At 43.2% G+C, this 22,761-nt stretch carries 27 protein-coding genes and 1 other annotated feature; of the genes, 1 reads left to right on the top strand and 26 read right to left on the bottom strand.

Annotated elements, in window-relative coordinates:
• Positions 1 to 121 precede the first annotated feature (121 nt).
• From trxB to miaA, 24 genes are all read right to left on the bottom strand, one after another.
• Positions 122 to 1,051: a thioredoxin-disulfide reductase gene (trxB, locus tag IV71_RS00940; protein WP_010691615.1), complete on the bottom strand. Its 930-nt coding sequence runs from the start codon at positions 1,049 to 1,051 to the stop codon at positions 122 to 124.
• A 96-nt stretch (positions 1,052 to 1,147) separates the two neighbouring features.
• Complete coding sequence (galU, locus tag IV71_RS00945) at positions 1,148 to 2,023, bottom strand: UTP--glucose-1-phosphate uridylyltransferase GalU (RefSeq protein ID WP_010691616.1); 876 nt, start codon at positions 2,021 to 2,023, stop codon at positions 1,148 to 1,150.
• Between the two features lie 69 nt (positions 2,024 to 2,092).
• Complete coding sequence (locus IV71_RS00950) at positions 2,093 to 3,103, bottom strand: NAD(P)H-dependent glycerol-3-phosphate dehydrogenase (RefSeq protein ID WP_010691617.1); 1,011 nt, start codon at positions 3,101 to 3,103, stop codon at positions 2,093 to 2,095.
• Positions 3,096 to 4,061, bottom strand: a complete 966-nt coding sequence (gene hprK / locus IV71_RS00955) for an HPr(Ser) kinase/phosphatase (RefSeq protein WP_010691618.1) — start codon at positions 4,059 to 4,061, stop codon at positions 3,096 to 3,098. The genes IV71_RS00950 and hprK overlap by 8 nt, the downstream gene beginning before the upstream one ends.
• A 4-nt stretch (positions 4,062 to 4,065) precedes the next feature.
• Positions 4,066 to 4,419, bottom strand: a complete 354-nt coding sequence (locus tag IV71_RS00960) for a phage holin family protein (RefSeq protein WP_010691619.1) — start codon at positions 4,417 to 4,419, stop codon at positions 4,066 to 4,068.
• 103 nt (positions 4,420 to 4,522) lie between these two features.
• Entirely contained in the window at positions 4,523 to 5,197 is a 675-nt protein-coding gene (gene phoU, locus IV71_RS00965) for a phosphate signaling complex protein PhoU (RefSeq protein WP_010691620.1), read from the bottom strand.
• A 46-nt stretch (positions 5,198 to 5,243) separates the two neighbouring features.
• Positions 5,244 to 6,011, bottom strand: coding sequence for a phosphate ABC transporter ATP-binding protein PstB (gene pstB, locus IV71_RS00970; protein ID WP_010691621.1), 768 nt, complete (start codon positions 6,009 to 6,011; stop codon positions 5,244 to 5,246).
• Entirely contained in the window at positions 6,008 to 6,772 is a 765-nt protein-coding gene (gene pstB / locus IV71_RS00975; protein ID WP_420889344.1) for a phosphate ABC transporter ATP-binding protein PstB, read from the bottom strand. Before pstB (IV71_RS00975) ends, pstB (IV71_RS00970) begins: the two co-directional genes overlap by 4 nt.
• A gap of 85 nt (positions 6,773 to 6,857) precedes the next feature.
• Positions 6,858 to 7,742, bottom strand: coding sequence for a phosphate ABC transporter permease PstA (pstA, locus tag IV71_RS00980; RefSeq protein ID WP_010691623.1), 885 nt, complete (start codon positions 7,740 to 7,742; stop codon positions 6,858 to 6,860).
• Positions 7,742 to 8,665, bottom strand: coding sequence for a phosphate ABC transporter permease subunit PstC (gene pstC / locus IV71_RS00985; RefSeq protein ID WP_010691624.1), 924 nt, complete (start codon positions 8,663 to 8,665; stop codon positions 7,742 to 7,744). The genes pstA and pstC overlap by 1 nt, the downstream gene beginning before the upstream one ends.
• A gap of 16 nt (positions 8,666 to 8,681) precedes the next feature.
• Complete coding sequence (locus IV71_RS00990) at positions 8,682 to 9,563, bottom strand: phosphate ABC transporter substrate-binding protein PstS family protein (protein ID WP_010691625.1); 882 nt, start codon at positions 9,561 to 9,563, stop codon at positions 8,682 to 8,684.
• 180 nt (positions 9,564 to 9,743) lie between these two features.
• Positions 9,744 to 10,856, bottom strand: a complete 1,113-nt coding sequence (recA, locus tag IV71_RS00995) for a recombinase RecA (protein WP_010691626.1) — start codon at positions 10,854 to 10,856, stop codon at positions 9,744 to 9,746.
• A gap of 125 nt (positions 10,857 to 10,981) precedes the next feature.
• The gene (pgsA, locus tag IV71_RS01000) at positions 10,982 to 11,557 is read right to left on the bottom strand and encodes a CDP-diacylglycerol--glycerol-3-phosphate 3-phosphatidyltransferase (protein ID WP_010691627.1); all 576 of its coding nucleotides are present in this window, start codon (positions 11,555 to 11,557) and stop codon (positions 10,982 to 10,984) included.
• Between the two features lie 11 nt (positions 11,558 to 11,568).
• Positions 11,569 to 12,417: a helix-turn-helix domain-containing protein gene (locus IV71_RS01005; RefSeq protein ID WP_010691628.1), complete on the bottom strand. Its 849-nt coding sequence runs from the start codon at positions 12,415 to 12,417 to the stop codon at positions 11,569 to 11,571.
• Positions 12,410 to 13,690, bottom strand: a complete 1,281-nt coding sequence (yfmH, locus tag IV71_RS01010) for an EF-P 5-aminopentanol modification-associated protein YfmH (protein WP_010691629.1) — start codon at positions 13,688 to 13,690, stop codon at positions 12,410 to 12,412. The genes IV71_RS01005 and yfmH overlap by 8 nt, the downstream gene beginning before the upstream one ends.
• Positions 13,687 to 14,970 (bottom strand): M16 family metallopeptidase, encoded by a 1,284-nt coding sequence (locus IV71_RS01015; protein WP_010691630.1) that lies wholly within the window; start codon positions 14,968 to 14,970, stop codon positions 13,687 to 13,689. The genes yfmH and IV71_RS01015 overlap by 4 nt, the downstream gene beginning before the upstream one ends.
• Positions 14,971 to 15,038: 68 nt before the next feature.
• Positions 15,039 to 15,896: an amino acid ABC transporter substrate-binding protein gene (locus tag IV71_RS01020; RefSeq protein ID WP_056994988.1), complete on the bottom strand. Its 858-nt coding sequence runs from the start codon at positions 15,894 to 15,896 to the stop codon at positions 15,039 to 15,041.
• Complete coding sequence (locus IV71_RS01025; RefSeq protein ID WP_010691632.1) at positions 15,893 to 16,531, bottom strand: amino acid ABC transporter ATP-binding protein; 639 nt, start codon at positions 16,529 to 16,531, stop codon at positions 15,893 to 15,895. The genes IV71_RS01020 and IV71_RS01025 overlap by 4 nt, the downstream gene beginning before the upstream one ends.
• 2 nt (positions 16,532 to 16,533) lie before the next feature.
• Complete coding sequence (locus IV71_RS01030; protein ID WP_010691633.1) at positions 16,534 to 17,175, bottom strand: amino acid ABC transporter permease; 642 nt, start codon at positions 17,173 to 17,175, stop codon at positions 16,534 to 16,536.
• 48 nt (positions 17,176 to 17,223) lie between these two features.
• Positions 17,224 to 17,452: a binding site (T-box leader), on the bottom strand.
• Between the two features lie 40 nt (positions 17,453 to 17,492).
• Entirely contained in the window at positions 17,493 to 18,017 is a 525-nt protein-coding gene (gene mreD / locus IV71_RS01035) for a rod shape-determining protein MreD (protein WP_010691634.1), read from the bottom strand.
• On the bottom strand, positions 18,018 to 18,872 hold the full coding sequence (gene mreC, locus IV71_RS01040) for a rod shape-determining protein MreC (RefSeq protein ID WP_010691635.1): 855 nt from the start codon (positions 18,870 to 18,872) through the stop codon (positions 18,018 to 18,020). It lies immediately after the preceding gene.
• 65 nt (positions 18,873 to 18,937) lie between these two features.
• Positions 18,938 to 19,945 carry a rod shape-determining protein gene (locus IV71_RS01045; protein WP_010691636.1) on the bottom strand — a complete coding sequence of 336 codons (1,008 nt, stop codon included), beginning with the start codon at positions 19,943 to 19,945 and terminating at the stop codon, positions 18,938 to 18,940.
• 96 nt (positions 19,946 to 20,041) lie between these two features.
• Positions 20,042 to 20,215, bottom strand: a complete 174-nt coding sequence (locus tag IV71_RS08205; protein ID WP_010691637.1) for a hypothetical protein — start codon at positions 20,213 to 20,215, stop codon at positions 20,042 to 20,044.
• An 8-nt stretch (positions 20,216 to 20,223) separates the two neighbouring features.
• Positions 20,224 to 21,123, bottom strand: coding sequence for a tRNA (adenosine(37)-N6)-dimethylallyltransferase MiaA (gene miaA / locus IV71_RS01050; RefSeq protein WP_010691638.1), 900 nt, complete (start codon positions 21,121 to 21,123; stop codon positions 20,224 to 20,226).
• 82 nt (positions 21,124 to 21,205) lie between these two features.
• On the opposite strand from miaA, the gene IV71_RS01055 reads away from it, so the two are divergent.
• A complete protein-coding gene (locus IV71_RS01055; RefSeq protein ID WP_010691639.1) occupies positions 21,206 to 21,391 on the top strand; it encodes a DUF3042 family protein in 186 nt (61 codons plus the stop codon).
• Positions 21,392 to 21,430: 39 nt separating this feature from the next.
• Here the strand turns inward: IV71_RS01055 and IV71_RS01060 are convergent, their stop codons facing one another.
• Both IV71_RS01060 and IV71_RS01065 read right to left on the bottom strand, forming a co-directional pair.
• On the bottom strand, positions 21,431 to 21,832 hold the full coding sequence (locus tag IV71_RS01060) for a rhodanese-like domain-containing protein (RefSeq protein ID WP_010691640.1): 402 nt from the start codon (positions 21,830 to 21,832) through the stop codon (positions 21,431 to 21,433).
• A 61-nt stretch (positions 21,833 to 21,893) separates the two neighbouring features.
• Positions 21,894 to 22,589, bottom strand: a complete 696-nt coding sequence (locus tag IV71_RS01065) for an adaptor protein MecA (protein ID WP_158534678.1) — start codon at positions 22,587 to 22,589, stop codon at positions 21,894 to 21,896.
• Positions 22,590 to 22,761: the final 172 nt, after the last annotated feature.

A 22,761-nucleotide genomic window follows, 5' to 3' on the forward strand; every position in this document is an offset into this window, starting at 1 on the left:
GGAACCAAATTATTTCAATTCCATTCAGCGATTAGAATGAAATTCCGACTAGTTGAATTGGCATCTTTTTCTCCTTAACAAAAAACAAGTAGCATCATCTACTTGTTCATATTCTACACTATTATAGTGAAGCGATGTAGTTGTAAGCAGCTTGTCCAGCGAGCCCCCCATCACCAACAGCAGTGGTAATTTGGCGAAGCTCTTTGGCCAAGACATCACCAGCAGCAAATATTCCTGGTATAGCCGTCGCCATTTTTTGATCTGCCATAATCCAACCCTGTTCATTCGTGATACCCAAGTTCGTCAGATGGGCGGTATTTGGCTTAAGACCAATATAAATGAAAACCCCAGCCGTTTCAAAGGTCGATTTCTCACCAGTTTGATTATTAATCAACCCCACGGACTGCACAGCCTCTTCATTACCGTCAATCGAAGTAACTGAAGTATTGTAGACAAAGCGAATGTTTTCCTGCTTCTTAGCACGTTCTTGTAGAATCGGTTGTGCCTTTAGTCGATCACCACGGACGAAAATCGTCACATCTTTCACGATGTTGGCTAAGTAAAGGCCTTCTTCGACGGCAGAGTCCCCGCCACCAACGACAGAAACAGACTCACCTTTGAAAAAAGCAGCATCACAGACAGCACAGTATGAGACACCCTTCCCTTGGTAATCCTCTTCACCGGGAACACCCAAGTGAATATGCTCAGATCCAGTTGCAATAATCACCACTGGTGCCTGAAAATCACCCATATCCGTGTGGACGACTTTGTCATGATTATCTAGAACGTCAATTCCAGTAACAGATCCAAAACTGTATTCAGCACCAAACTGCGTGGATGACGCATACATCTTTTCAGCCAAGTCGGGGCCCATAATGTTTTCATAGCCTGGATAATTTTCAATCTCAGCGGTGTTGTTCATTTGGCCACCATAAATTCCCTGGTCAACCATCACCGTTTTGAGCTCCGCACGTGAAGCGTAGGTTGCGGCCGTCATCCCAGCTGGACCTGCACCAATAATAACTACGTCATACTGTGTGACTTCTGCCATAAGTCTCCTCCTTCATACCAAGTGTCTCCATTGTACATTTTAAAAATACATTTGTCGAACAAAAAAGGAAGAGGGACTAGACCTCTTCCAGAAGAATTACAACTTAGCAGCCAATTCCTTAATGTAAGCTCGCAATTCGTCCTTCACTTGTGGGTGCTTCAACCCGAATTCAATATTGGTTTCCAAGAAACCAATCTTCGAACCGATATCATAACGATCGCCCATAAACTTGTGAGCATAAACATGTTGACGATTGTTCAACGTGTCAATCGCATCAGTCAATTGAATTTCGCCACCCTTGCCAGGCTTAGTCTTTTCCAACTCTTCGAAAATCTCAGGCGTCAAAAGGTAACGTCCAATAATGGCCAAATCAGAAGGCGCATCTTCAGGCTTGGGCTTCTCAACAAAGGACTTCACACGGTAAAGACCATCTTCCTTTACCTTAGCCGCTGGATCAATCACACCGTATTCCGAAACTTGTTCGTGAGGCACTTCCATCACGGCCAATGTTGATTCACCAGTTTCATGATAGCGATCAATTAATTGCTTCGTCAATGGCACTTCATCTTGCATCAAATCATCACCCAACAAAACAACGAAAGGTTCGTCTCCGATAAAGTCCTTAGCAGTCAAAATAGCATCCCCAAGTCCCTTAGGATGAGACTGACGAATGAAGTACATGTTAATGTCGGTGGTTTCTTCAACCAGCTTCAACAATTCGAGCTTGTTCTTTTCACGTAAATTATTTTCCAATTCGGGATTCGAATCGAAGTGATCTTCGATTGACCGCTTTGACTTTCCATCGACAACAACAATGTCCTCGATACCAGAAGCCATTGCTTCCCGAACAATGAATTCAATCGTTGGTGTATCAACGATTGGCAACATTTCCTTAGCCAATGCTTTCGTGGCTGGCAAAAAACGCGTTCCCAACCCAGCGGCTGGGATAATAGCTTTACGTACAGGTTTCATTCTATCCTACTTTCTAATCGGCAGTCGTGTTACCCTACCGTCTTTGATACCATTATAACAAAATTTCCACTAATCTTCAGCTTTAAGCGGGCGAGTCATCAATTCTTCAATACCTTCATCGATGGACTTTCCTTCATAAATCACTTGGTAAAGGGCTCTTGTAATGGGTAAATCCAAACCATATTTTTTTTCAAAGTCAACCACAGCTTTAATCGTGTTCACCCCTTCAATCACCATTCCCATTTCTTCCTCTACTTGAGCAAGTGGCTTTCCGGACGCCAGAGAAACCCCGGCTCGGTAATTCCGGGAATTAGGTGACATTCCAGTTACGATTAAATCTCCGATACCAGCTAGGCCAAGGAAGGTTTCAGGCTTTGCTCCCAGTGCTCGACCAACACGGCGAATTTCGATCAAACCACGTGTCAACAAAGCGGCCTGTGCGTTTGCGCCATACCCTTTTCCAATTAACATTCCTGAGCCAATCGCAATGATGTTTTTCAGGGCACCACCAAGCTCCGATCCAATGAGATCACTATTCGTATAAGGGCGGAAATGTTCGTTAGCCAATGCCCCTTGTAAGGCCTTGGCTGCTGATTCATCATTGGAACCAATGGAGATAGCGGTCAAATCTCCTTTTACGACGTCTTCAGCATGGGACGGGCCCGAAATAACGGCCAAACCACTATAGAATTGATCTGGAATTTCTTCAGCAATCATTTGTGAAATGCGCAAATGGGTCTTTTGTTCAAGTCCCTTGGCTGCATGGGCTAAAATAACGCGTTGCTTGGACTTCGCGAGCGTTTCAGCCAGTTGCTTTGAAACAGTTCGAATGGCTTTTGTTGGCACAACAATCAAAACAATGCTAGCGCCCTGAACCGCCTCTTCCATTTTGTTCGTTGCTTGCAGTGCATTGTCGAGCCTTGCACCAGGCAAATAATGGGGGTTTTCGTGCTGAGCGTTGATTTCTTGCGCCTGAGCTTCTTTGTGTGACCAAATCATGACTTGATTTTCATTTTTAGCCATCGTATTAGCTAAGGCGGTTCCCCATGAACCAGCACCTAAGACCGCAATTTTAGTCATGCTTCTTTCCCTCTGCATCCTCTTTTTCGTTTTCGGCCATTGCCTTATCCATCCGCTCCTGCAAAGTCTTTAGGGCATCATAGCCCATGCTCTGTGTACGGAACTTGACTGCGGCGGCATCAATGACCGATGCCGTATTACGACCAGGCGTAACGGGCACCACCATCTTTTTAATCTTGACGCCCAAAATCTCAAGGGTATCATCCTCATTGCCCAAACGATCGAAGTTCTCTTCGCCAATCTTGCCATTCGATAAATGAATGTTTAGACGAACGGAGGCGTGCGAGCGAACCGAAACCGCACCATAAACCTGTTGGACGTCAATAATTCCAACGCCACGAACTTCCATCAAATTACGCAACACTTCGGATGGTTGTCCAATCAGCCGTTGTTCATCCTCTTGATGAATATCAACACGGTCATCAGCAACCAAACGTGCCTTTCCTTGCTGAATCAGCTCAAGAGCTGATTCAGTTTTACCAATACCGGCATCCCCAGTAATCAAGACGCCAAGTCCATGAACATCAATCAAGACCCCGTGTACTGCTTGACGTGGCGTTAACTCACCACCCAAGTAATAAGTCATGTTCGATAAAATCTGTGAAGAAGTCAAATGAGTGGTCAAAATTGGAATATGAGCTTCTTCTGCCGCCTGTTTCAATTCATCGGCAATTGGAAGACTCGTTGAAACAACAAAAGCGGGCGTCTGCTTATCCGCCATTTTTCGGTACACCATCAACAGCTCATCGTGAGACATTCGATCTGAAAAGGAAGTTTCAGTAATCCCCAATAACTGGACACGTTCAGGTGCATAATAGGTAAAATAACCTGTCATTTCAAGTCCAGGACGTGAAATATCCGCCGTTGTGATTGGACGATTTAAGTACTCCTGCCCAGATACAATCGTTAAACGAGTATGGTTCACCAAATCATTTACAGTTACTGCCTTTGTTGCCATGTTACTACCTCCTAATTTGAATACTTCCTTGATCAACAAAAATCAAGTTTGCAAGGGTGAGCAAAAGTGCCACCAGAAAAGCCCACCAAAAACTTTCAAAACCGAAACCTGGAATTAGCCAAGCAGTTAATTCCAACATGGCAGCATTAATAATTAGGGAAAAGGCTCCCAAACTAATAATGACCAGTGGTAGTGACAGTAAGATGAGTAATGGTTTGAGCAAGCGATTTAAAAACGCCAATACAACGGCAGCCAGCGCGGCCACGGTCATATTTGCTAAAATAAAGCCCGATGGAAATAATAACGCACAGGCGAGGAAGACAGCCATGTTCACGGCTGCCTGCATAATCAAACGCATAGGCACTCCCTTAATCCTTTTTCTCCCTCCATTATAGCAAAATCTCCTTATACCATAAATTAAATGCAACAAAAAAGGCGCTATTTCGCGCCTCTTTTACTGTTTAAATAAAGTAATTGTAACCGGGATTTAATTCAATAATCTTTCCCGTTCGCTTGTAGACGATCCATTCAGCAATATCCGTTGTGTAGTCTCCGATTCGCTTAATATATCCGGCAATCACAAGGTAATCAGCAGCTGAATCAACCAATTCAGGATCTTCCTTCATGCCTTTTACCGCTTCTGTCCGAATCTGGGCAGCCGCGTTGGAAAGCTGGTGATTTTTGGCTGCGATTGCTTCTGAACCAAGGGCATCGTTCTTCACATAATAAGACATGACTTCGGATACCATAGTTGCGACTAATTCGCCCATCTCACCCAATTGTTTCTCAATGGACAAAATATGCTTCGTTCCCTTCACACGAATGGTTGAAGTGGCAATATTTCGTGCTTGATCACCCATTCGTTCGAGGACAGAAACCGCTTTTAAAATCGTAACAATTTCACGCAAGTCAGTTGTTACCGGTTGATAAAGCGCAATCATTTCAAAGGTCTTCTTTTCCAAAGCCGCTTCACGTTCATTGATTTTATAGTCATTATCAATGATTCCTCGAGCACCGTCACGGTCATGTTTAATAAAAGACTGTACGGCTGCCTTGATGGTCTTGGCCACCAATTCACCCATTTCAGTAAAAGATGAGTCCAAATCAGCTAATTCATCATCAAATAGTCGACGCATCGCATTTTCCTTTCAAAATTAACAGCCCAATGGCTATGTTCGATTTTTATCCGAATCGACCAGAAATATAATCGGCCGTTTCCTGCTTTTCTGGATCGATAAAAATTTTACGCGTATCCCCTACTTCAACCAAATTACCGTTCATGAAGAAGGCCGTTCGATCAGAAATTCGTGATGCCTGCGACAAGGAGTGCGTCACGATAATCATGGCATACTGATCGCGTAATTCCAGAAGAGTATCTTCAATATTATGAGCTGACACTGGATCCAAGGCAGAAGTTGGTTCATCAAGCAACAACAAGTCTGGCTGTGTAGCTAAAACACGGGCAATGGACACACGCTGTTGCTGACCGCCAGATAGTCCGAGAGCCGATTTATTCAAGTTATCCTTAACTTCTTCCCAAATGGAAGCAGCCTTTAAGGATTCCTCGACCGCACGGTCTAGCGTTTCCTTATCCTTCACACCAGCCAAACGCAGCCCAAAAGCAACATTATCATAGATCGAAAATGGGAAAGGGTTTGGTTGCTGAAAGACCATTCCAATTTTTTTACGTAAATCAACCGTATCCGTTGTTGGTGCATAGATATCTTGCCCTTTGAAGTTAAACGATCCGGTAACGGTCACGTTATCTTCCAAATCGTGCATCCGGTTTAACGCACGTAGATAGGTCGACTTTCCAGATCCTGACGGACCAATTAAAGCCGTAATTCCCTTCTCAGGAAAGTTCAAATCAATCCCATGCAAAGCCTCTTTGTTGCCATACCAGAGCTTAACGTTACTAGTTTCTAAGATTGTTTCATTCTCTTTTGTCATCCAAAATTACCTGAAATATAATCGTCGGTCAACTTGACCTTAGGGCGCGTGAAGATTTTACGTGTCAAATCGTATTCAATGACTTTCCCTTGGTGGAAGAAAGCCGTATAGTCCGAAATTCGAGCAGCCTGCTGCATGTTGTGCGTCACAATAATAATGGTGTAGTACTTCTTTAATTCCAATAACGTGTCTTCAAACTTAGCAGACGAAATCGGATCCAAGGCAGAAGAGGGCTCGTCAAGAAGTAAAATGTCGGGCTTTAAGGCAAGTGCGCGCGCGATAACCAGTCGTTGAGCCTGTCCCCCAGAAAGAGCAAGAGCGGACTTATTCAATTCATCCTTCACTTGATCCCAAAGAGCTGCTTGTTTCAAAGTCGTTTCCACAATTTCATCCAACTGCTCTTTGGTGTACTTACCCCGACGAGTCAGTGGAAAAGTAATGTTATCGTAAATCGATTTAGCAAATGGATTAGGCCGTTGAAAAACCATTCCAATGTGACGACGCATTTCATAAACATCGATGTCTTTGGAATTAATATCCAACCCACGATACATAATTTTACCAGTCACGTTGGCCACATCATCATTCATTCGATTCAAGGAACGGAGAAACGTTGATTTCCCAGATCCAGACGCACCAATTAACGAGGTAATTTTATACCTCTCAAAGGACAGATCACCTTCCGACAGTGCCAACTTATCCCCGTATCGAACCTGCAAATTTTCAGTCGATAAAGCAATTTCATGTCGGTCCCCATCCATTTGGTAGACAAACCGTTCCGGACGACTGTCCGAAATAAACTCGGAAACTGGTTTCAATTCTTGACTTCTTTTTGTCATGCTAACCTCACGAATTCGTTAACTTCTTATACAACAAGTTGCCTAGACGCCTTGCAGAGAAGTTGAACAAAAGAACCACAATGATTAAGACAGCCGAGGCCCCCGCCGATACAGCAGAAAGGTCGGGCATAATTCCCTCGGAATTAATCTTCCAAATATGAACCGCCAAAGTTTCAGCTGGCCGGAATGGCGACAGTGGCGACGCTAAGTTAAAGGGATTCCAATCAGTGAAATCAAGTGTCGGAGCCGATTGCCCTGCCGTGTAAATCAAAGCTGCGGCTTCACCAAAGACACGACCTGCTGAAATGACGACCCCAGTAACAATTGATGGAACTGAGGCAGGTAAAATGACATGAATCACGGTCTCAAATCGTGACAAACCAAGTGCAGCACCTGCTTCACGCTGAAGGTTAGGAATCTGACTCAAGGATGTTTCAATCGAGCGAGTTAAAATCGGCAAATTGAAGATTGTCAGAGCAATGGCTCCTGACAAAATCGAAAAACCTAAATGAAACTTCACGACGAAAATCAAAAAACCAAATAGTCCGACCACAACAGAAGGCAACGACGACATTACTTCGATCGCTGTCCGAACAATCGTAATAAAAAGACTAGGTTTCGCATATTCATTCAAATAAATGGCAGCACCCAGTGCAATTGGAAATGAAATCAACAGGGCCAAAATTAACAAGTAAAAGGAGTTAAAGAGTTGGATGCCAATTCCACCACCAGCCTCAAAGGAACGAGCAGCAGCGGTCAAGAAGTGCCAAGAAAGATGCGGAAGTCCCCGGACCAAAATAAAGGCCAGCATGGCAATCAAAACGAAGGCCACCGAAGCGGCAATTCCATAGATGACGCCCGTTGCGATTTTATCTGCAGTCTTTGCTTTCATTATTTCAGCTCTCCTTTACGACCAATCAGGCGAATCACAATGTTAAAGATGAGCGACATCAGTAATAGAATCATGGCAAGTGACCAGAGGACGTTGTTTTGGAGTGAGCCCATCACCGTGTTACCAATCCCCATCGTCAACACCGACGTCAAAGTCGCTGCCGGTGAGACTAAGGAATCCGGCATCGTTGCGGAGTTTCCAATCACCATTTGAACCGCAAGCGCCTCACCAAAGGCACGGGCCATTCCAAAGACGATGGCCGTCAAAATCCCCGGTGTTGCCGCTCGCAAAATCACCTTATAAATCATCTGCCAACGGGTAGCCCCAATCGCCAAAGCAGATTCGCGATAGTGTCGTGGAACACCCTTTAGTGTGTCGACTGTCATCGACGTGATCGTTGGCAAAATCATAACAAACAAAACGATTGTACCGGAAAGAATTCCGAGACCCGTACCGCCAAATATTGAACGGATGGCAGGTACAACAACCGTTAAGCCAATGACACCATAAACCACGGATGGAATACCAACCAATAATTCAATTACCGGCTGCATGATTTTAGCACCACGTTTCTTGGCAATTTCAGTCATAAAGACGGCAGTCCCAATGGCAAAAGGTGTTGCAATGATGGCTGCTAGAAAAGTCACTGCAAGTGACCCCAAAATCAATGGCAGTGCGCCAACTCCCGGCATCCCAGTCTTCTTATCCACAACACTTGGGTTCCAGTTCGTACCGAAAAGAAAGTCACTCACCGAAATTTTATTGGTTGTAAAGGTAGCTAATCCACGCGTCAAAACGAAACCAAAAATCAACACAACAATCGCCGCGATGAGTACCAAAGCAGAAACTGAGATGAACTTTCCGAAACGATCTTGTTTCGTTGATAACGACGTTTTTTTAATTTTTTCAGTAATTAAATCCATTGTTCAAGCAATCCCCTTATTTGTGGGTAACATGGCCGTTAATATCACGGTCAATTTGCATTTTATTCATTGCAATATAACCGAGTTTTTCAACATACTTCTTTTGGAAAGCCGTTGACTGCATGTACTCCAAGAAGGATTTTGTATCAGCAGTTGGCTGTCCCTTTGTATAAATGTGTTCATAAGACCAAATTGGGTAAGAACCATTTTCAACGTTTTCATCAGTCGGCATGATACCGTTAACTTTAACCGACGTAACATCTGATGATTTGTAGGCAAAGGCGACGTAAGAAATGGCACCTGGCGTGTTCTTGACAATTGACTTCACCATTCCAGATGAGTCTTGTTCCTGGGCTTCTTTCGAAGTAGCGCCATTCATTGCCCATTTTTCAAAGGCAGCTCGTGTTCCAGAACCTGCGGCACGGTTGACCAAAACAATCTTTTGATCATTACCACCGACATCCTTCCAGTTTGTAATTTTACCGGTGAAAATGGCGGTGAGTTGTTCCAATGTCAAATTATCGACACCAACTTCTTGATTAACAATTGGCATAATCCCAACAACGGCAACCCGGTGGTCCACAAGATTCTTTGAATTAATGCCCTTTTTTTCCTGAGCATACAAATCAGAGTTTCCAAGTGAAACGGCTCCCTGTGCAATCTGTGAAAGGCCCGTTCCAGAACCACCGCCTTGCACCGTAACCGATGTTCCAGGATGGCTCTTCTGATAATCTTCTCCAGCAGCCTCAACTAATGGTTGCAAGGCTGTAGATCCGACAGCAGTAATTGGTGCATTATTCCCATTTTTATCTCGTGTTTGATAAGCAAAGACGAGCAATCCAGCAATAACAAGAACGACAAGAGACGCTATAATGCCTCCGCGATGCGATCTTTGCATGTGCGTTTTTCCCCCACTGTGTGCAAAAGATTAATTAACAACAGAAAAAATGTTCCGGTACAAGAATGAAAACATTGCTTTTTCAACAAGCGTTCAACGAGTAAGGAACAAAGACATTATAACAAAAAAAAGCGTTGAACAACGCTTTTTAAAAGTAACTTAATCTGTCACTGTATCTTATTAAATAATTGGTTCGTCAGTTAAATCATCACTTTCAGCAGGTTTTGTCACTTGATCAGTTTCATCAGGTCCTTCTTCAGTTGCCACTTCATCACCAATGCCATAGGCATTCCGGACCTGACGATAGAGGTCTTCACGAAGTTCTGCATGTTCTGGATCATCAAGATATTCTTTTGCTTTTTCTCGACCCTGACCAATGCGCTCACCTTGATAAGCATACCATGATCCCGCTTTATCGATAATATCTTGGTCGACTGCAAGGTCCAGGATTTCCCCAGTCTGTGAAATTCCCTTTCCATACATGATGTCAACCTCAGCAACCTTAAATGGTGGGGCCACCTTGTTCTTGACAACCTTAACCTTCGTTAAGTTACCCATCACATCCGAACCATCTTTGATTTGCGTTGATCGGCGGACTTCCAAACGAACAGTTGAATAAAACTTCAAAGCACGACCACCTGGTGTTGTTTCGGGGTTTCCAAACATCACTCCAACTTTTTCACGAATCTGGTTAATGAAAATCGCAATCGTTCCCGTTCGGTTTAAGGTTCCCGCTAACTTTCGAAGCGCTTGGGACATTAAACGAGCCTGCAAACCAACGTGGGCGTCTCCCATTTCCCCCTCGATTTCGACACGTGGAACCAAGGCGGCAACAGAATCGACCACGACCATGTCAACAGCACCAGATTGAACCAAGGCATCGGCAATTTCCAATCCTTGCTCACCTGTATCTGGTTGTGACAAAAGCAATTCGTCCTTCTTAACACCTAGTGCCTCGGCATACTTAACATCCAACGCGTTTTCAGCATCTATATAGGCCGCAGTGCCGCCAGCCTTTTGAATTTCAGCGACTGCGTGCAAGGCAATGGTCGTTTTTCCAGATGATTCTGGTCCATAAACTTCCACAATTCGGCCCTTTGGATACCCACCAACGCCTAAGGCAATGTCTAATTTAACAGAACCAGATGGTGATGTCGCAATCTGTGTGGTCTGGTTATCAGCAAGGGTCATAATTGATCCTTTACCAAAATTCTTTTCAATTTTTTTGAGCGCTTCATTTAAGGCAGCCTGACGGCCATCCTTCTTTTTTTCACTCGTCTTCTTTGCAACCATTTGAAAACTCCTTATTGTCTATCCACTAGTTTACGGATTTACGATTGAAAAAGCAAGTGTTTTTCGAACATTTGTTCGCATCATTTCCCCTTCAATTATTATAACGAAAAAAGCGCCTAAAGCGCTTATAATCCGTCAGCAAAAACGGAACGGTTTTGCCAAAAATAATCAATGCCGGAATAAATCGTAAAGAAAACGGCAATGTAGAGAAGACCTTCACCAAACGGTAAACCGACCAACGAGAACGGCCAATCCTTCAAATAGAGGAAGAAAATAGCAAACATCTGGGAGAAAGTCTTAATTTTGCCTGGCCAAGCTGCTGCAAGTACGGTGCCATTGTTTTCAACGACTAACGTACGTAATCCCGTTACTGCCAGCTCGCGAATCACAATCACCGTTGTAACCCATGCTGGAACATCGCCAAAAGCCGTTAAGTAAATCAAGGCGGTCATCACAAGCAACTTGTCAGCCAGTGGATCGAAAAACTTTCCAAAATTAGTCACGAGATGACGCCGACGAGCAATTTGTCCATCTAAAAAGTCAGTTAAGCAAGCGACAGCAAAGACAATCGCTGCCATTACCCAGTTCAGGCTTGGATTACCGAACAAAACCGTCGCATCTTGTCCTGGCCATGAAAGGAGCAGAACAAAAACTGGAATTAAAATAATCCGAAACACTGTTAATTTATTAGGTAAATTCACTTTTTAAACCCTCACTTACTAAAATTCAACATAACGGACCAAGTCGTTGCACCAGTTGGTAAGCTTGGTACATCCACATGATTATTATTCAAAGTTAACGAAACATGACTAACCTGACCAACCAAGACCGTCACGGTCGCCGTATTGGCAGGGAGATCAATCGTTTCTTCTGCATCCTTTGCCACTGTCTTGTTGAAAAGCACTTTACCCGTGCCGTCCGTCACTTTCAACGTGGTATCGCCATTTTGTCCCTTAGCCACTAACTTGTGATCCTGAGCTAATGAATTCGCAATGTTATAAGTAGTCTTTTTATTCGTTGTGTCAGTCTGGGGATTCTCCAGCTTTAATGAGTTAGCCGATGAAGAGGAAACAGATGACGACTGTGGTACCGAAGATGATGAAACATGTACCGTATCATCAGAAGAACTGTTATTACTTTGATTCATCCTCGTCATCGCAAACCAGATAACAGCCAGCACAACCAAAGCGAGGATGGCCATCCAAATCTTTGGAATCCATCCACGAAAACGGTTCTTAGCCGTTTCACTTGTGCCCATTCCCGCGCGAACAACACCATCATCATCACGGTGAGCGTAGGACAAATCTGACGAAACGTAAGGATCAAAAGCTACCTCATCAAATAAGTCGTCAGGATTTAAACCAACGGCTTTGGCAAACTTTTTTGCGAAAGCACGCGTATAGAATGGACTAGGCAATTCATCCTCATTGTCCTCTTCAATTGCTTTTAAAAACTTAGGCTGAATCTTTGTCAGCTCTGCCAATTGTTCAAAGGTATATCCCTTTGCCAATCGAGCCTCTTTTAATTCTTGCCTTACTTCACTTGTTAAACTTTCAACCATTATCTTGCTTCTTTACAATAAATTGAGCCAACTGGCTCCGTTTAAAAGTGACCCTGGCATAGTCTGCCAAGTCCCTTTGTTCTAACTGATTCAACAGGTTCATTTTATCAAAGAGTGACAAACCGTACAAGGCTAAATCCTCGTCTAGGGCAAGGCTGGTTAGCTGATCTTGTTGCTGAATTTTCTCACCAATCAAACTTCGTTTCAATAATGAAAAATCCGTTAAGTCTTCGCTTATAATTTGCTCAACCAAATTCAACCTTGTCTGAATGACTTTTTCTTGCTCCTCGGCACGGGGACCCGATGAAAAAAACAAAACGTAGGCATAGCCGGGCATCATCGAAACTTCAAAATCAAAGTCATCCCCCAAAACGCCCTCTTGATAACACGACTGATACCAATCCGTTTGTTCACCAAAAACAAGCTCCAAAACAAATTCGGCCAGTAGTTCTTGTTCAGCAAGACATCGATTGGGGCGCATTTCAAGTCCACCTAGCCAAGCAATTCTTTCTAAACTGACATTAAGCTTTTCTTCATCTTGACGAACCTGTACCGGTCGACCATTGGCAAAGTCAACACTTATTTTTCGTGCTTTTGTTAACACGCCTGCTTGCTGATTCGATTGAATCCACTGGCAAAGTTGGTCTTGATTCAAATCACCAACAACCGTCAACACCATGTTATCCGGTCGATAATAGTTATGATAAACGTCATAGAGAACTTCAGAAGATATTTTTTGGAGGCTAAAAGCATCACCAGCAATATCTTTTGCCAATTGGCTGTTCGGGTAAGCTGTTCTTAACATTCCCTGATAGAGTATCGAATCGGGATCGTCTTGATAGCTAGCAATTTCTTCTTCGATAATGCCCCGTTCCCGCTTCACAGATTCCTCAGAAAAAACGGGTGTCTGTACAAAATCCAGCAGCAACTCAATATTTTCACGAAGATTTTCATGAGTGGCAAGATAATAACAGGTCACTTGATTTGATGTAAAAGCATTCCCATCAGCGCCCAAGTCAGCCATTTTAATTAGGACATCGCCTTCGGGTTTATCAAACAGTTTATGCTCTAAGAAATGGGCAGTCCCCGCAGGTATGGTTTTCGTTTTGCCCTTGCGATCCTGATAAGTAGACGTCAGAGAACCAAATTTGACCGTGAGTGAAGCAACCGTCTGTTTGTAACCTGGTTTGTTGATTAGATTCACAGTCAGGCCGTTTTGCAGCGTCAAAAACACGACAGGGTCTTGTCCAGTTCTGAGCCAATTCTTTTTCATAAAGGCTGCTCCTTCTTCGTTAAAATAAAGGTTGATTGCCGTTTCAATTGCTTAGCTGAAGCCATCACTTCTTTTCTGGTAACTAAGGGTAGCTTTTGCTCAAAAAGTTGGTCATCCACTGGTTCTCTACTAAGCAACTGCAAAAATTTTTCTAAAGCAAGACTTTCAACAGCATCTGCTGTCCGGAAGCGTTCACCTAAAACCGTTTTTCTGGCCTGAGAAAACTGTTCATCGGTGAATTGCCCCGCAATGATTCGTTGCAACTGATCGTCAATTTTTTTGAGAAGTTCTTGTGCTTCTTTTGGCTCACATTCGGCGATAAAGGTTAATAGGCCGACACTAAACTGAGCACGCGATGAAATATTGTACGCTAACGATGCTTTCTCTCGAATTTCGGTAAAGAGCAGAGAAGCAGGGCCACCACCGAAAAGTGCATTTAGTACACCGAGAACCTCAAAGCTTCCGTTCTGATCCTCAGGCAACTCGTATTGAACAATGACCACTGCCTGTTCAATACTAAGCGACGATTCGACCTGGTTGCTTGGTTTTTGTAGGGCTGGTCGTTCAGCAGCACGAAAAGAAATAGGCGCGTTGCTAGCAGGCCAAGCACGAACGACTTTTTCAATTAATCCCTCAGGCCATTCGCCGTGTGCGAAAAGAAACCGCTGATTCTCTTCGAGCATCTCTTGGTAGCTGCCACTGAGTTCAGGGATTGTTAATCGCTCAATCTGCTTTGGATCACCTAAAATCGAAGTCTGTTGTCCTTCGTCTAAAAAAAGATACTCTCTTGAACGGTCAATTGCCTGCGCAACTTTGTCATCTTCTCTTGCCAAAATTGCTTGAATCAAATTCTTTTTTTCATTTTCAATCAACTGCTGATTGATTGAAAGAAAATCGAAATCGAGGCCGAAAATCATTTCCTTCATGAAAGTCATGATTTCTTCAATCATTTGCTCCGATTCCAAAGCACCCTTTCCCAATCGACTCCCTTTTGCAAATGTTATTCGAAATAACAAAACATCAAGATTGCCGTAGGTCAATACACGAACAGCATAACTCGCACCATAAAGAGCCATTAATCGACGTGATACAGCCTGTTGGTTCGGATATTTTTTTGCATGTACTGCCATGAGATAAGAGAGTAAGGCACGACTGTTGATATGTTTCAAACGGACAGGTGTTACAAAACCAAGCATTAAGACATTACTATTAAACTGGTGTGATTCCACTTGATGAATATGCCAAGAATTAACAATCTTATTTTGAATTTTCTCTGCCATACAACTCCTTACAAAAAAGTCGCGGCTAACTTTTAGCACGCGACTTCAGTACTGTTACTAGTGATAATCTAGGTTAAATTCTGACTGCTTTGCCCAAACCAGCGCAATTCTAGTTCATGAACGTAACCAGACTTTTCAAGTTTTGCCAATTCACGATCTACTGCACGACGTAGCCCATTGTCACCCTTTCGGAAGGCCACCACGTCGTCAGATACTGCAAAACCACCAGTCATAATCCCGTAATCATTGGGGTTCGCCTGTTGCTTAATGTAGTAACGGGCATAGTCTTCATCAACGAGTAGCCCCGTCAATCGGTTGGCGTTCAAATCGGTAAATGCCTTATCGAAAGTATCATAACCTACCGCCTTTTGACCAGCAATATACTTTTTCAATACACTGGGTTGACTGTTCAACGCTGTTTCGCCTGATGACCCGGTCTGCACACCAAGAACCTTCCCCTGCATATCGGAGAAGTGCTTCACCCCTGAACTCTTTTTAACAACCAATGCCAATTGAGACCGGTGGTAGGTCGTTGAAAAAGCAACTTGTTTGGCCCGCTCAGGCGTTTTTGTATAGCCATTCCACAAAGCATCGATATTACCGGTATTTAATTCCGTTTCCTTCATGGACCAATCAATTGGCTGCCAATTGACTTTAATCCCCAGGTTAGAAAAGACTTTTTCCGCCAAATCAACATCAAAACCAACAATTTTACCAGCACTATCCCGAAAACCCATTGGAACAAATGTGTCATCTAACCCAATGGTGATGGACTTCTTTTCCTTAATTTCCGACCACTGGTCTTCCTTTGCTTGGACATTACCGTTACTAGGTTTTAGCAATATTACGACAGCCCATGCAATTAAAGCGAAAAAAACAAGTGCCACAATCGTATTGACTGTGATTTTTTTCTTTTTTGAAATCATCGATGAACCTCTTTTTCAAAATCGAAAGTCTCATCGGCCACCTTTTCAGCAAATGTTAAGTCATGGGTAACGACAATTTGCGAGACGCCTTCCGCTTTTAGCGATAGCATGATGGCCACTACCTGTTCTGTTGCCTTTTCATCCAATCCTGATGTTGGCTCATCGTAAGCGATAACCTGTGGATCCATTGCCAAAGCACGGGCAATGCCCACACGCTGTTTTTGCCCACCAGAAAGTTGATAAGGATAAAGATCAGCTTGCTCGGTTAATCCAAGTTTAGCCAACAAATCATTCGCTTTCAGATTGGCCTCATCCTTACTCATTTTCTTGACGCTCATTGGAGCCAGAATAATATTATCACGCACAGTGAGGTGAGGAAAAAGGTTAAAGTCTTGAAAAATCAACCCTATTTTTGACGTAACGGCTGGTTCTGAGATTGAATAGGACTGACCATCCATTTCAATTTCACCAGATTGTGCTGCCTCTAATCCAGTTAACGTCTTAATCAGTGTCGTTTTACCGATACCCGACGGACCTAAAATAGCCAAAACCTCGCCATCTTTCAAAGTTAATGAAAGGTCACGAAAAATAACCTTTTCCCCATATTGCTTGGATAATCCTTTGATTTCAATCATGCTTACCTCCAAACATTCAAATGCTTTTCACTTGCACGAAGCGTAATCGTGACAACCGCCGTCATGATGAGGTACAAAACCCCAACGATTAAGTAAGGCACTAAGGTCACGTCCCGAGCAGCCGCAATGGAACCTGCGCGAAGAATATCACCCAACCCAATGACATAAATTAACGACGTGTCCTTTACTAGGTTCACCACTTCGTTTCCAAAGGAAGGAACAACGATTTTAACAACCTGTGGCAAAATAACTTTGAAAAAAGTCTGGCCCTTTGACAAACCCAGAACCTTAGCCGCATCAAACTGTCCCTGAGGGATTGATTGGAGTCCTCCACGAAAAATTTCGGCCAGATAAGCAGCATAGTTAATGATAAAGGCAAAGGCCGCCGCTTCAAAACGTGTAAAAGACACGCCGACCATGGCCAAGCCATAGTAAATAAAAATCAATTGAAGTAACAGGGGCGTTCCACGCATGATCCAAATGTAGCCATTCACTAACCACCGAATCGTAAAGTATGGTGACTTCATTGCCAAAGAAGCCAAAATGCCCAGCGGAACGGACCCGATAATGGTGATAAAGAACACACCAAGTGTCATTTGTAGCCCAGCTAGAATACCAGGTAAGAAAGTCATCACATTTTCCATCTCAATCTCCAACATAAAAACATAAAAAAAGCCCTCCAAGCAAAGCGCTTAGAGGGCGAATAGACGCGGTCCCACCTCATTACTACAACACCATCACTGGCGCTGTCTCAAGACGTTTAAAAAAACATCCGTGCATAACGGGCACAACCGATGCTGACTACTACAAAATTCGCCAACACACTCCTAGGGGTGTTTCACACTTAAAACTTGCTTACTTCCAATAAACGTAAGCTTCCTGAAAAGTCTTCAAGTGCTACTGCCTAATCAACGATTTAACTTGAATTTAATTATAACGGTGAGCGACCAACATTGCAAGTTTAGCCCAGTCGTTGAAATAACGACCAAGAAGGGAAATAAAAAATCGTCGCCAGAATCAAATTAAACAAAATAGTCGGTAATACCAGATAAACAAAAAACGGTAGCAACGTAAGGTTGTCTGCTCCAATCATAATCCCAGCAAACAACGTCACCAACAAGTACACTAATTGTCCAATTAGGAGAAGTAACAACCCCGACATTAGGCGCTCATCAAAGAATGGTCGTAACTTTTCCATCACAATCGTTCCCAGTAGAAAGGCCAAAGTGTAGGTGCCGAGAATACCGGTATAAAAGATATCAAATAGAACCCCAAAGACAACAACGTAGACATAAAAAGGTAAACGATCGATAACGCCAAACTGAATAGCGTAAAACAGCCAAGTAAAAGTCAACATTGGAATTGCATGAATGGGTTCCTTCATCAAAAGTCCCAGGGACGCAGCTAAATTACCATCCACAAGGAACAGCACCAACAAAACGACCGGGAAAATAAATTGTAATCGTAAAAATTGCCAACCTGCCATTTAAGACTCCACGTTACTTTTTGCAACTAGAACCGACGTAATTTTGGATAAGTCGGATGCTGGTTCAATATAAATTTTCTTTGATAAACCATACGAATCGGTTGTTACATCGGCGATTTTACCAACCAGCAGTCCGGCGGGCACCAGACCACCAAGACCAGAAGTCACAACCATATCGCCCTTATTCATTGTCGCTTGGTTAGCCACAGATCCCATGACTAACAACTTCTTATCCGCATCATAATCCGTTAGAATACCATTCGTATCCCCCGCCGAATCTTTAACCGTAATGGCAATGTGATTCGTATCTTCCGAAGTATCTGAAATCAGACTAACTTTGGAATTGACGGTGTTGACCTCTGTAATTAAGCCAATAATACCGGAATCACCCAGAACGGGCATGCCTTTTTTCAAGCCAGACTTCGCTCCCTTATCAATCACTAATTGGGAATTCCAAGTAGTTGGTGAGCGCGAAATGGTCACTGCTGAAATGGTTTGATAATCAGTCAGTGTGTTTTTTAATTGCAATTGCTTTTTTAGCGATTGATTTTCTTCTTCAACAGTTTGCAACTTTACTTTGTTCTGTGCATAACCATCCAATTTTGACTTCAATGCTTTATTCTCTGAAAAAGTATTCAAAAGATTAGCCAACGAATTGGCCCGATTTCCCACCGCATTGGTAGGAATTGAAATGACTTTAGCAACCCCACCAGTCAAATCATTAACAACCCGTTGAAAAAAAGGTGGCGTGTTTGTCCGTTTTGCGAACCAATTCGAACCGGTAATCAGGCCGACCACCACCAAGAATCCGATAATCAATAGGACAACGGTACGTGATGAAAAGATTTTACGCATGTTCTATCATTCCCTTCTTTACCAACAAAATAAAAGCGTAGCGCAAGCGCTACGCTTTTTTATCATTAGCTTCGACGCAAGATTTCAAGTGACTTTAGTGATTCACCGACACCCTTAACAACGGCATCCATTGGATCCTCAGCGACAATGACGGAAACCTTCGTAACCGCTTCAATCATGGCTGGCAAACCGTTTAATTGGGCACCACCACCAGTCAGCACCATGCCGTGATCAATAATATCAGCCGCAATTTCTGGTTGCGTTGATTCAAGGGTTTCACGGATTGCATTCACGATTTCGTTAATCGGATCTTGGATAGCCTGAGCAATATCAATAGCAGCCACATCAATGGTCTTTGGCAACCCTGTCAACAAATCACGACCACGAGCCGTTGAAGGTGGTAGGGTCTCGGCTTCTTCTAATGAAACGGTACCAACTTCAATCTTAATCCGTTCAGCTGTCGCTTCACCAATTGCCAAATTGTTATTGTTTCGAACATAAGACACAATGGCATCGTTCAATTTATCACCTGCAAAGCGAGTCGAACGTGATGAAACAATGCCTCCAAGTGAAATCGTGGCAACGTCCGTAGTCCCTGCTCCGAAATCCACCACCATCGAACCAGTTGGTTCCATTACCGGCAAACCTGCACCAATAGCAGCGGCAAACGGCTCTTCGAGTACATAAGCATCACGAGCCCCGGCCACACGCGCTGCGTCAATCACAGCACGACGTTCCACAGCCGTAATCTTGGCTGGAACACCCAGTGTCACAAAGGGCTTTCCAACGCGACCACCCAATGCCTTCTTCAAGTAATAAGAAATCATCGCGACCGTTGTATCGTAATCGGCAATCACTCCGTCACGCATTGGACGAATTGCCGCAATGGAAGCCGGTGTGCGTCCCAACATTGCGCGCGCTTCTTCACCAACGGCAATGATTTCGTTTGTTTCGGTATTTCGTGCGACTACGGAAGGTTCACGCAAAACGATTCCCTTGCCTTCAACATACACAAAAGTGTTGCTGGTTCCCAAATCAATACCGACGTTATGTTGTCCAAATGATAATGCCACAATCTTGCCTCTCAATTAAAGCCAAGCCGAACTTAGCCATTTTTTAAGTTTATTTTACTTGCTAATATTGTAGCACAAATGCCATCAACGAACACCTTATTTTGCACGTTGATACGTAACTTTTCCAGCACGATGCGCAATGCCACGAACGGTATTTTGAAAGGGAAAGTCAGACCAAGCCTTTTGAAATCTTGGAAAATCAGTTGGTTCCACATTGATTTCATCGATAACACCATTTTTCAAATCAAGTAGTGCTTTTTCGTAATCCATTCGTATCTTCACTCCTTTTTAATAAAGTCAGCAACCTTAGTCTCGGCACTTTGTTGACGGTTTTGCCAATCAATCCACTGTAGGCCATCGATCTGGTGCCGCCAATAAGTTAACTGCCTTTTCGCATACCTTCTTGAATCTTGTTGGATGGCTGAAATCACTTCTTTCAACGAACCTTGTCCCGCAAAATATGGGTAAAATTCTTTATAGCCGATACCACGCCCGGCCTGCAGATTTAACCCACCAGAATCAAATAAGAGCCTTGCTTCGTCTTCTAAGCCTTTTTCAACCATCCGGTGCACACGAGTATTAATTCGTTCGTAAAGAAGTTCCCTGGGCCACTCAATGGCTAAAACCAATGAATCATAAGCGGGACGAGTCGATTCCATCTTTTTTTGACCATGCTTAGTAATTTGCAAAGCTCGAACAACTCTTGTTTTATTGTTTAAATCCGTTCGCTGCAAAATTTCCGAATTAGCCGTCTTCTTCAATTCATCCACTAATTCTTCAAGCGGTCGCTGCATGGCACGAGCTACTTCGTCTGAATCTGACTCAGCGTAATCAAAACTTTGCTGGCCGAGTAATGCTTTTACGTAAAAGCCGGTTCCCCCGACAATGATTGGGAGACGCCCCTTTTTTACTATTTTTTGAATGGCATCATCAGCCGCAGAAACAAAATCGATTACTGAAAAATTTGCTGTATATGGTACTAAATCAATAAGGTACTGTGGCACTCGCTGTAGTTCTTCACTCGTTGCCTTGGCAGTACCAATATCCAACTGCTGGTAAACCTGCAGTGAATCAGCAGACACGAGTTCCCCATTAAATTTTTCAGCTAAGTCCATCGCAAGTTCGGATTTTCCAGATGCAGTTGGACCAGCAATTACGATTATTTTTATTTTATTCATCAGTCAGTCTTTCATCAGGTAGCCGTTTACAAAACACGCTTAATCAACGATAATAGGAAGCAAAGTAGAAAAGGAGAAAATGATGGCAAAGGGATTTAAAACAGGCTTAGCTGCCGGAATTCTTGGCTCAGCATTGGCCGCAACAGCTGCGGCTTTTGGCTACAAGAAGACGGTCATTGCCCCGCAAGAAAAGGCAGAAGAAGAGTATGAAGAAGTATCACGACAAGCAGTTCGTCGCTCGAAGGCTGCTCACCAATCACGCTTCTAATATTTCAAACAAAAAGAATCGCCAAGAGCGATTCTTTTTTTAACGCTTTTGTTTTGCAGCAAACTGACGAAAACCACCAGCCATAAGAAAAAGATTTGACCGATTAAAGCCTTCCTTCCGTAACCGCTTCGCGACACCCAATGCATTCGCCAAAGTATCTCCATAAACAAAAACAGGAATATCTTGTCGCAATCCAGACTTTCCTTGGGCTAAAGACAAAGCCGGCATGTTCCGTGCCCCTTTAAGGTGTGAACGTTTAAACGGTTCCTTTTCACGAACATCGATTAATTGGCCATGGGTCGCTTGCTGACGCTCAATAAAAGCATCAGATTTCAAAACTGTCGCTCGCCGACGAGCTAAAACGTTCGATGAAATAGCAGAAACTGCATAAAAAATCAGGAAAAAAGTCAAAATTAAGGTAATAAAGCTTAAAATTTGCATGAAAACTCTCCAAAAATTGATACGTTCATTATACCTAACTTTATCCTTCTATGCAGAGTTTTTAGGACTGTGTAAAGATACGGTTTAAAGAATGAATACCATTCCCCTCAAACAAAACCTCACCATGTTCTGCAATGAAAGAATCACTGAGCTTTGAAAAACGACCGTACTCAACAAGGGTTGCCATCAACGCATTCATCTCATTGCTTGTCATTTCAAGATAACGAGCATCGAGTGATAAATAATAGCGACCTTGATAAAGATAAACAGAACTGCGTCCACCAAATTCATTCAACAAAGCAACTAGTGATAGTAGACCTTCAAAATCAGAAAGCTCCACAACCTCAATTCGACCCGTCACAGAAGAAGAAGGCAAAACAGTCGACTCCCTGTCCCGTTCTTGAAGGGCTTGCTTCTTCTCAAGTGATAAGTCATCAATTGGCGCCATATCATCCGCAGCCTTTTCGCTAACACTTTCTTCATCCTGACCAAGAGTCGATAAAAAGGCACCTAAAGCATCATCATCGTCCAATCTTGAAATGAATAATTCTAAACCATTCTGATTTGGTAAAACTTGAAAAGAAACCTTCTCATTGTCAACAAAGTCTTGATCAGTATCTAGCTCAGCAAGAATGTTATAAAAAAAAGTCTCAATCTTACTACGATCGGACAAAAGATCCCTTACGGATGTTCCACGATCTTTTAAGTCATCATTTTCTACCATCACACGGATAGTGTTGTCATTAATACGTTCCATTTCCATCAGATCACCTCTGTTCTCTGAAGATTTCAGATACAATCTAAGTATTTACTATATTCTAACAAAACAAAACAAAAAAACAACAGTAACACTAAATACAGTGCTACTGTTGTTAATATGTACAGGCATCGCGTCGTCCTATCCTCGCAGCCAGCGTTCCGGCAACTAC

It is taken from the genome of Fructobacillus fructosus KCTC 3544 (genome assembly GCF_001438695.1).
Classification (GTDB): domain Bacteria; phylum Bacillota; class Bacilli; order Lactobacillales; family Lactobacillaceae; genus Fructobacillus; species Fructobacillus fructosus.